This is a genomic window from Streptomyces sp. NPDC094034 (genome assembly GCF_040303865.1).
GTDB lineage: Bacteria > Actinomycetota > Actinomycetes > Streptomycetales > Streptomycetaceae > Streptomyces.
Map to the genome: position 1 here is coordinate 1 of NZ_JBEOUD010000093.1, position 7437 is coordinate 7437.

The 7437-nt window shown below is 65.6% G+C and carries 5 protein-coding genes and 1 pseudogene; 1 reads left to right on the forward strand and 5 read right to left on the reverse strand.

Translation table 11 applies throughout. The features are described 5' to 3' along the window. Positions 1–300: 300 nt before the first annotated feature. Entirely contained in the window at positions 301–1113 is an 813-nt protein-coding gene (locus ABTZ59_RS36690) for a TerD family protein (protein WP_351425641.1), read from the reverse strand. 959 nt (positions 1114–2072) lie between these two features. Between ABTZ59_RS36690 and ABTZ59_RS36695 the strand changes: the two genes are divergently transcribed. Next, positions 2073–3269 carry a DUF3800 domain-containing protein gene (locus tag ABTZ59_RS36695; RefSeq protein ID WP_351425648.1) on the forward strand — a complete coding sequence of 399 codons (1197 nt, stop codon included), beginning with the start codon at positions 2073–2075 and terminating at the stop codon, positions 3267–3269. A 32-nt stretch (positions 3270–3301) separates the two neighbouring features. On the opposite strand, the gene ABTZ59_RS36700 is transcribed toward ABTZ59_RS36695, so the two are convergent. The 4 genes and pseudogenes from ABTZ59_RS36700 to ABTZ59_RS36715 form a co-directional block, all read right to left on the reverse strand. Then, entirely contained in the window at positions 3302–5134 is a 1833-nt protein-coding gene (locus ABTZ59_RS36700) for a hypothetical protein (RefSeq protein ID WP_351425651.1), read from the reverse strand. Further along, positions 5127–5588 (reverse strand): ABC-three component system middle component 2, encoded by a 462-nt coding sequence (locus ABTZ59_RS36705; RefSeq protein WP_351425657.1) that lies wholly within the window; start codon positions 5586–5588, stop codon positions 5127–5129. Before ABTZ59_RS36705 ends, ABTZ59_RS36700 begins: the two co-directional genes overlap by 8 nt. Beyond that, the gene (locus ABTZ59_RS36710) at positions 5585–6682 is read right to left on the reverse strand and encodes an ABC-three component system protein (protein WP_351425661.1); all 1098 of its coding nucleotides are present in this window, start codon (positions 6680–6682) and stop codon (positions 5585–5587) included. Before ABTZ59_RS36710 ends, ABTZ59_RS36705 begins: the two co-directional genes overlap by 4 nt. A gap of 648 nt (positions 6683–7330) precedes the next feature. Beyond that, positions 7331–7437: pseudogene (locus ABTZ59_RS36715) on the reverse strand (IS5/IS1182 family transposase); the annotation flags it as partial.

Genomic DNA, 7437 nt, shown 5'->3' on the forward strand with positions numbered 1-7437 from the left:
GCTGGAACAACTCCCACAGTTCGTCCGGCACCAGCCGCTCAACGATTCCCACACAGACAGGCTACCGAACCAGCCAAATGAGATGGCTTCTTAGCACCCCCCATGGTGCGCGTCGCGGTCACCCTAACCTCCCTGACGTACCGGGACGGAACGGAAACCCAAGGGGAGATCGTGTGCGCAAGATCCAGCTGGCCCGGGAACACCTGGAAGGTTGGGCACCAGCAGCGGCTCTTGCACGCGAGATCGGCGGCGGCTGCACTTACCTGGTCGTCGACGGCTTCGCGTACCAGACAGGGGGCGTCAGGCTTCGACGTCGATGCCGTAGTCGGTGGCCAGGCCCGCCAGCCCGGTGTCGTAGCCCTGCCCGACGGCACGGGCCTTCCATCCGGTCGTGTGGCGATAGAGCTCCACCGCGATGGTGACGGTCTCACCCGAGGAGAAGGGGTCAGGTGTGAAGGCCAGTTGGGTGCGGGAGGGCTGGGTGATGTCTGCTTGCCACTGGGTGTGCTGGTCGAAGACTGTGGCGGGTTGGGCCTCGAGGTCGATGCTGACGATGACGGCGATGGTTGCGATGTCGTCAGGGATGAGGCCCAGGTCGGCGGTGACGGTGTCCCCGCCGACGCTGACCCCGTCGTGACTGGGGTGGTTGCAGAAGACGAGGTCGTGGTCGCTGCGTACCTTGCCGTTGCGGGTGAGGAGTACAGCGGACACGTCAACGGGTGCGCCGGTGCAGGTGATGCGGACCGTCGTCGGCTCGGTGCGGATGGCTGTGTTGGCTCCCCTCGTCCGCAGTTGCAGGGTGCCGCTCTCCTCGCCGGGTAGCAGGCTGGTGGGGGAGCGGGTAGTGGCCGGGGCCAGGCTGGCACGGGTCAGCGTGGCAAGGACGCGCTCGAGGATGGGCCAGCCTTCGGTTTCCTCGCCTGGCCAGGGCCAGGTCAGACGCTGGGCGCCGAACTCCTTGGCGGTCGGCGGCTGCCCGAGTGCTTCCTGTAGCTGGAGGTGGCGCAGGCTCTCGGTGGCCAGGCGGCCAAGCTGCCACTGCCGTTGGGTTTCTTCCGGGTTGTTCACCCAGGTGTCGTGGTCGACGGGCTTGCCGCCCAGCTCCTGGTACACCCGGCGGGCGAAGTCGTAGCCGTCCTCAGTCAGTAGGCGGGTAGGCCGCTCCTGTTGGGATGGCGTCGGCTCGCCGATGGCCGTGTACAGCGCCCCCAGGTCGCCGCCCGTCCAGTGGTTGGCTGCAGTGGTCGCGAACCGGGCGAACTGAGGCAGTGTGGGGGGACGCCCCTTGGCGGCGACGAAGCGGTGATGCTGGTGGGCTGTTGCGGCTCTCTTGGATGTGAGCAGCCCTTGGGCGCTGACCAGGGTGTTGCTCAGTTAGGGGGAGCGGAGTTCAGTTGAAGTTACTGGAAGGTAGTTCTTGTGTTGAGTTGATTGTTTCTCTGTGGGACTTGACTTGAGCTGCGGTTCGATGAGATGTCTCCGTGATCTGCTCAACAGGAGCGTTGACTGCTCAGGGTTGAGGAGCCGCCGGTAGTGGTGGTCGTGGAGGCGCCGTTGTTGAAGGCTCGCGGTGCATGCAGAGCAGGCGGGCATTGGCTATCGTCGTGATGTCGCTCCCGCCGCCAGGGAGGATCCTCAGTCCTCGCCACCGGAAGTGTCACCGGCGTCCGTCTCTGGGGCCTTGCAGACAGGGGACCTCATCCACTCTGCTCACCGCAGCGCTCGTGACCAACCTTCCTTGCCCGCATCAGCGTTGACGGCCACACGCTCCACCTCGGCGACCCCGCCGGCCTGGCTCCACTGAAATGGATTCCAGAGACCGTCGGCTCATGGCCACAGGCCGCCTCGTTCGCCAATCCCGAGTACCGAACTCGGTGTTGCCCGACGGTTCGTGAACTTGGATGCGGGTGCAGGCGATGCACCGCCTGCACCGAAATGCACCGTGCAAGGCCGGCTCTTAAAAGCCCAGCGTTGGTCCCTTGCAGTGTCCGCAGTGCAAGCCGAGGCGTTGACGACTGGCGGAGCAGGCAGCGCGGCTTGCTGACAAGGATCCGTACCTCGAGTATGTCGGCATGATCGAACGTGACCATGCGCCGAATGCCGGAACAGGACTGCTGGGAGCGAACTTCAGCCGCCGCAACCGCCAAGCGCCCACCGACGACCGTGACGGCCCCGGCCGGTGGGTCGCTGTTGACGAGTCCGGCTACGACGGTGATCAGCTCCACGGCGGCGACCGTTACATGATCCTGGGCTCGGTGGCCATCGACGACACCGAAGCCGCCGGGATCGTGGACACGCTGCGGCGCGAGGCGGGAATCCAGAAGTCCGCGGCAGAGGTGAAGTTCCAGAAAATGTTCACCGGCGGGGGCGCCGGCCGGCGCCGCCGGATCCTGGGCGAGCTGCTGGCCCCCGGCGGGCCTCTGCATGATCGTGCCTCGGTTTATGTGATCGACAAGCACTACTTCGTCGCGGCCAAGCTCGTCGACCTTCTGCTCGAGGAGCGGTTCCACGCCATGGGCTACGACATCGTCAGCAACGGTGTGGGCAGGCAACTCGCCCTGGACCTGGCCACCGAAGGGCCCCGGGCACTGGGCCGTGACGGCTTCGACCGGCTCATCGCCACCGCCGTCGGCTTCTTCTCCAAGAGGAACCGCGCAGGCGCCCACGTCACGGTCGACGACCTCTGTACCGTCATGCAGGAGTCCTACGCCTACGCCCGTCGCCGCAAGGCCCCGCAGGCGAAGAAGGCGGCAGATGTTCTGGACATGCTGCGCAAGACCCGCCCGGAGGCGGAGGAATTCGCCCGTGAGCGCCCGGCCGAGGCCACACCGACCGGAGAGTACGGCCTGCTGGACGACACCACGGACCCTCTCGTCACGGCGGTGCCCACGGTCATTCTCCACGTGTCGATGCGCCGCGGCGGCAAGCTCCGGGTCTTGGCGGACGAGCAGCGGCTGCTGACCGACGACAAGCTCGACGTTCTGGAACGCGGGGCCACGGCGGTGGGCCTGGTCCACGGCCTCATCAAGGGAGAACACCTCCAGGAACTGGTCCGTGGCCGCTCGGTGGACCACCCCTCACTTCAGCTCGCTGATCTGGTGGCGGGTGCGGGGCGGGCGGTTGCACGGTGGCATGACGGCGAGGATGATCCCGTCGGAGACGACCTTCGCCTGGTGGTGGCGCCGCTGGTGGACCCTCAAGGACTGATCATGGACGAAGGTCCTGAGGATTTCGCGCGGATCGACACGGCGCGTGCGAAACGTCGCTGACGTCGGCGGGCTGTGCACTCAGCGTCGCGGCGTCAGTGCAGGGCCGTGGGGAAGAAGCCTGCTCGCAGGCCTCCGGATCCTGTGAAGTGGTAGGTAGTGGCCTCCGAGAGCACCTTGGTCGGCGGGTCGCCGTTCTCGATGACGATGGCTTGGCCGGGAAAGGACAGCATGTCCTTGTAGAACCGGTCGACGACGGTGGAAGTCAGCTCGACATCGGGGATCTCGTCGGGTTCCGGATCGCGGTAGGTGACCACCGGGGAGTCCAGCACGACGAAGCCGAGGTGGTGCAGGTCTCGGTCCATGCAGAAGCGAGCCAGCGCTGTGGTGAAAGCCGAGTGCAGGACGGATCGCACACCTTTGCCGCGTTCCGTCCGCGTGCGTCCGCCCGCGCGGATCTCGGCGTAGTACTGATCGTATTCCGCGTGATCGACACCCGGGACCTGCCACGTGTTCAGAGTCTGCTGGAGGACAGAGTCGAAATCACCCAGGATGCTCGTTGGGATGTGCTGGGTGGGGCGCGTGGACGAAACAGATCCTTCACCGACCAGGCGGGACCGCTTTTCGTCTAGCTCCGCGATGCGTTCATGTAGCTCCAGTTCCCGCTCGACAGCGGAGCGCTCCTCCACGAGCTCTTCGACGTCCGATCGCAGAAGCGCGATGCCGCCTTCTAGCTCGCCGATGATCTGGTCCCACACACCGATGTCGGACTGGACATCAACTCGGCGATTGATGAGGACGGCCTGTTCGCCGTCCAGGTCGGCAATCGTGGGCAGCAAGTCCCCAAGCAGAGCGGACGTCTTTGCGGCCTCGGCCTCCACGGCAGTGTGGAGTTGAGTGGTTTCCTCCGCACCGTGGTCGGGCTGTTGATGCTCACGCTCTGCACCACAGAACACGCAGGTGCCTACCTTGAAGTAGCCCAGGATGCTGCCCACTTCGTTGACCATCGCCAGGCGCTCAAGATCCGAGCGGTACTGGGCCTCCAGCAGCCGAAAGCGGCCCAGTAGGTCACTGACTTCGGTCAGTCGCTCGTCAAGGGCGGCCAGTTGCCGGGCGGTTTCCATGCGGGAGTCGACCGCTTCGCGATGGGATTCGTTGACCTGGCGCAGCGGGCCGGACTGGTCCTCTAGCGCTTCGCGGATTCGGATGAGCCGGTCGCGTAGTTGGCGGTCGTTTTCCTGCGTGGTGAGTTTGGACGACAGGTCGATGACGAGTTGGTCCAGGAGTTGTATCTGTCCCTTGTGGACGCGGCGTTGACCCGCATTGGGGCCGGTGTCCACGGCCGGATCTCCTTCTCCGGTGACCAGGAAGCGCATGACGGACAACTCTGCGGTGCGGGTAGCGGTCGTGCCGGTGCGCAGCACCGGAGGCACCTCGCCGACCATGCGGTTCTCGGTGACCAGGGACAGGTGCACCAAGTCGGTCAGCGCGAGTGGGCGGGTTCCGCCTGCTTCGTTCTTGCGGATCAGGATGTCGTCCAGGCCCAGCGCGCGCAGCAGGTGAATCGACAGGCTGTTCTTGCTGCGGGCATTGTGGACCGCGGTGACCGTCGCATCCGGGGTGCGGATCACCTGATCGCGCAGATCCTCGTTGTACAGGTGGATGCTGTTGCTGTCGGGGGCGCGGACCAGGGTCAGTGGGGTGCCGTCCGGCATGACCAGCCCTAGAAGAACCTGGGTGTAGCCGTTTGCCTCCGGCACCATCGTCAGGTCGGCGCCGCCCAGCATGTACTCGATCGACTTGACGGTGAAGGACTTCCCGGTGTCGGAGGTGCCGTAGATGACGGTCAGCTCCGGTCCGAAGACGATCTGCGCTGGGGGCACATTGGACCCGGCATAGGTGAGGTGGGTCAGCTGCAGCTCAGTCACGACGGTCCTCGGATGGCGTGGGTGAGTGAAGCGAGCTGTTGAGTAGTTCCGCTGTGGCGGCGCGTACGTCGGTCTCCGGCGCCCAGTGGTGCACGGCCCACTCGGCCCGCTCGCGTAGGCGCCCCACATAGGGGGATTCGAGGATGTCGATGAAGGCGGGCCCGCGCTCGGTGGCGCGGTAGACCAGGCCGGTCTCGTCGGCCTCGACACCAGCGAGACCGGCGCGGATCAGTACCAGCACCGCTTGTTCCAGTACGGTGCGCTTCATGCCCAGCTCGCCGGTGTGGCCGGGTAGGGACGGGTGCAGGCTGGGCGGGCCGTCGAGGTCACCGCTGTGCAAAACGGCGTGGTCCAGCACGGCCAGCTGCGCGAGGTCCAGGGGCTGAGGGTGGCTTTCTGACAGCAGCACCAGAGCGCGCACACCGATTTCCAGCGGGCTGTTGAGCGGGTTCATGCGGCTCCCCCTTCCTCGCACCATGTCAGTCGGCCATCGTTCGCCAGGTGATGGCATACCCCCTTGCGGTCCAGGGGCCTCACGTACCGGCTAAGAACTGTCTCGGTCAGACCAATGGTCCCGGCCGCTTCGAGGACTGCCTGCAGACGGTCCCAGCCAAGTTCATGGCGTTTGTCGGACACCTCTGCCGCAATCGTGTGCACATCGTCCAGGACCGCGTTGAAGTGTCCGTCGGGGTAAGCGTCGCGGGCGAAGCGACGCAAGGATTCAGCGCTGTAGAACGCCTCACGCTGACGCCGCATGTGATCGCCGGCCTTGGGGTGCCGGGTGATCAGTTCCAGGGTGTCAGCCTCGTTCTTCCAACGTTCGGCATACACCTTCACCAGCTCTTGGACGTAGCGGGCCTCGACCGGATCGTGCTGGTCCGGAGGCTGCAGGATGGCAGGGCGCTCGCGTAGCTCGTCGACGAAGCGGGTCGCCCAGGCCGGGGTGGTTCTGTGCTGGGCAAGCATCAGGTCCATGTCGACCGGCACGAACATGGAGAAGTCCGTCTGCCCAGCCAGCTCTGTAACGCGTAGCCGCTCCTCGGCCGTCAGCCGGGTGATGACCTCATCGGTGGTTCCGGCTAGATCTTGGAGGAACGTCGCGCGGGCTTCGCTCGGCTTCGCGAGAGCCTGGCGCAGTGTGCGGGCGATCACGGGCGCGACGAAGACGTACTGCGTTGGCCGGATGAAGTGCCCCAGCACCACACCGGAGAACATCTTCCGCATCTCAGCTGAGGCTGTACTCCAGCCCAAGGCACTCTTGTAGCGCTTGCACTGGTAGTTGTCCCACGGCCCCTCCAGGCCCTGAGGCGTGCGGTAGCCGGCCACATCGATCCCGTGGTCTCCGCTGCCGCCGTGCCGCTCGACTCGCACGTACAGCGGATTCAGTGCCGGAACCCACTCCTTGACGAACTCCTCAAATTCATCCGGATCATAGCCAAAGACCATCTTCTTGGGGCTGGGCATGGAGGGGAACTGCATCGCCGGGCCTCTGAGTACCAGGGCTGCCTCTGCGGGATCGCCTTGTAGCGCACGCGTCTGATCCGACACGTTCCCCCCTTGAGTCCCCGACCAGTGCCGATGCAACGGACACGACAAGGGATATCACTGATCGATCAATCACAAAAGGGCCACCCTCCGTGCACCGACAGTGATTCTGCAGGCGTCGGCTCCCAGTCCCGTTCCGGCGAGGCGGCCGACCTTCGTAGCTGCATCCAGGGCAAGGGGGGTGCCAAGTGAGCATGCTGCGAGTCGACGTATTTGCCTTCGGCAAGCCGTGCTGGCGGTGCCCGGCGCCCATGCGGTGGTTTTCGGTCTGCTCCCCTTACACCGGCCGGACGGCGAGGAGTTCACCACGACGCACTTCCCCGAAGCAGTCGATACGGCGCGCCGTATCCTTGCTGTCTTCGGCGCCGCGCCAGACCTGGCCGCCCAGGCCGGGCAGACGACGCCTCCCGGCCCTCCGGACAACCACATCAGTTTCCCCCCCCCGGGGTAGCCCCCGATATCTGTCGCGTGGCCGAAGAGCCGGTGCCGGCCCGCCGATGCGGACCTCCCGCACACCCGACAGAGGAGGGGGAGCGGAGACACAGCGTCGGGCAGCACACCGTTCACACTGTCTTGAGTGGCTTTCAACTGAGACGCGGCTGTCCTCCACCCGCTGCCCACCCGCCTGATGCAGCATGATTAGACGTCATCTCATTTGGTGAGTCTGCGGTAGCAGATGAGGGTGCAGGCGATGCTGGTGAAGGCGAGGAAGTGTTCGGCTTTGCGCTCGTAGCGGCGGTGCAGTCGGCGGCATCCGG

Coding starts and splice junctions, on each gene's coding strand:
- ABTZ59_RS36695 (WP_351425648.1), top strand. CDS start 2,073: ATGATCGAACGTGACCATGCGCCGAATGCCGGAACAGGACTGCTGGGA.
- ABTZ59_RS36705 (WP_351425657.1), bottom strand. CDS start 5,588: ATGAACCCGCTCAACAGCCCGCTGGAAATCGGTGTGCGCGCTCTGGTG.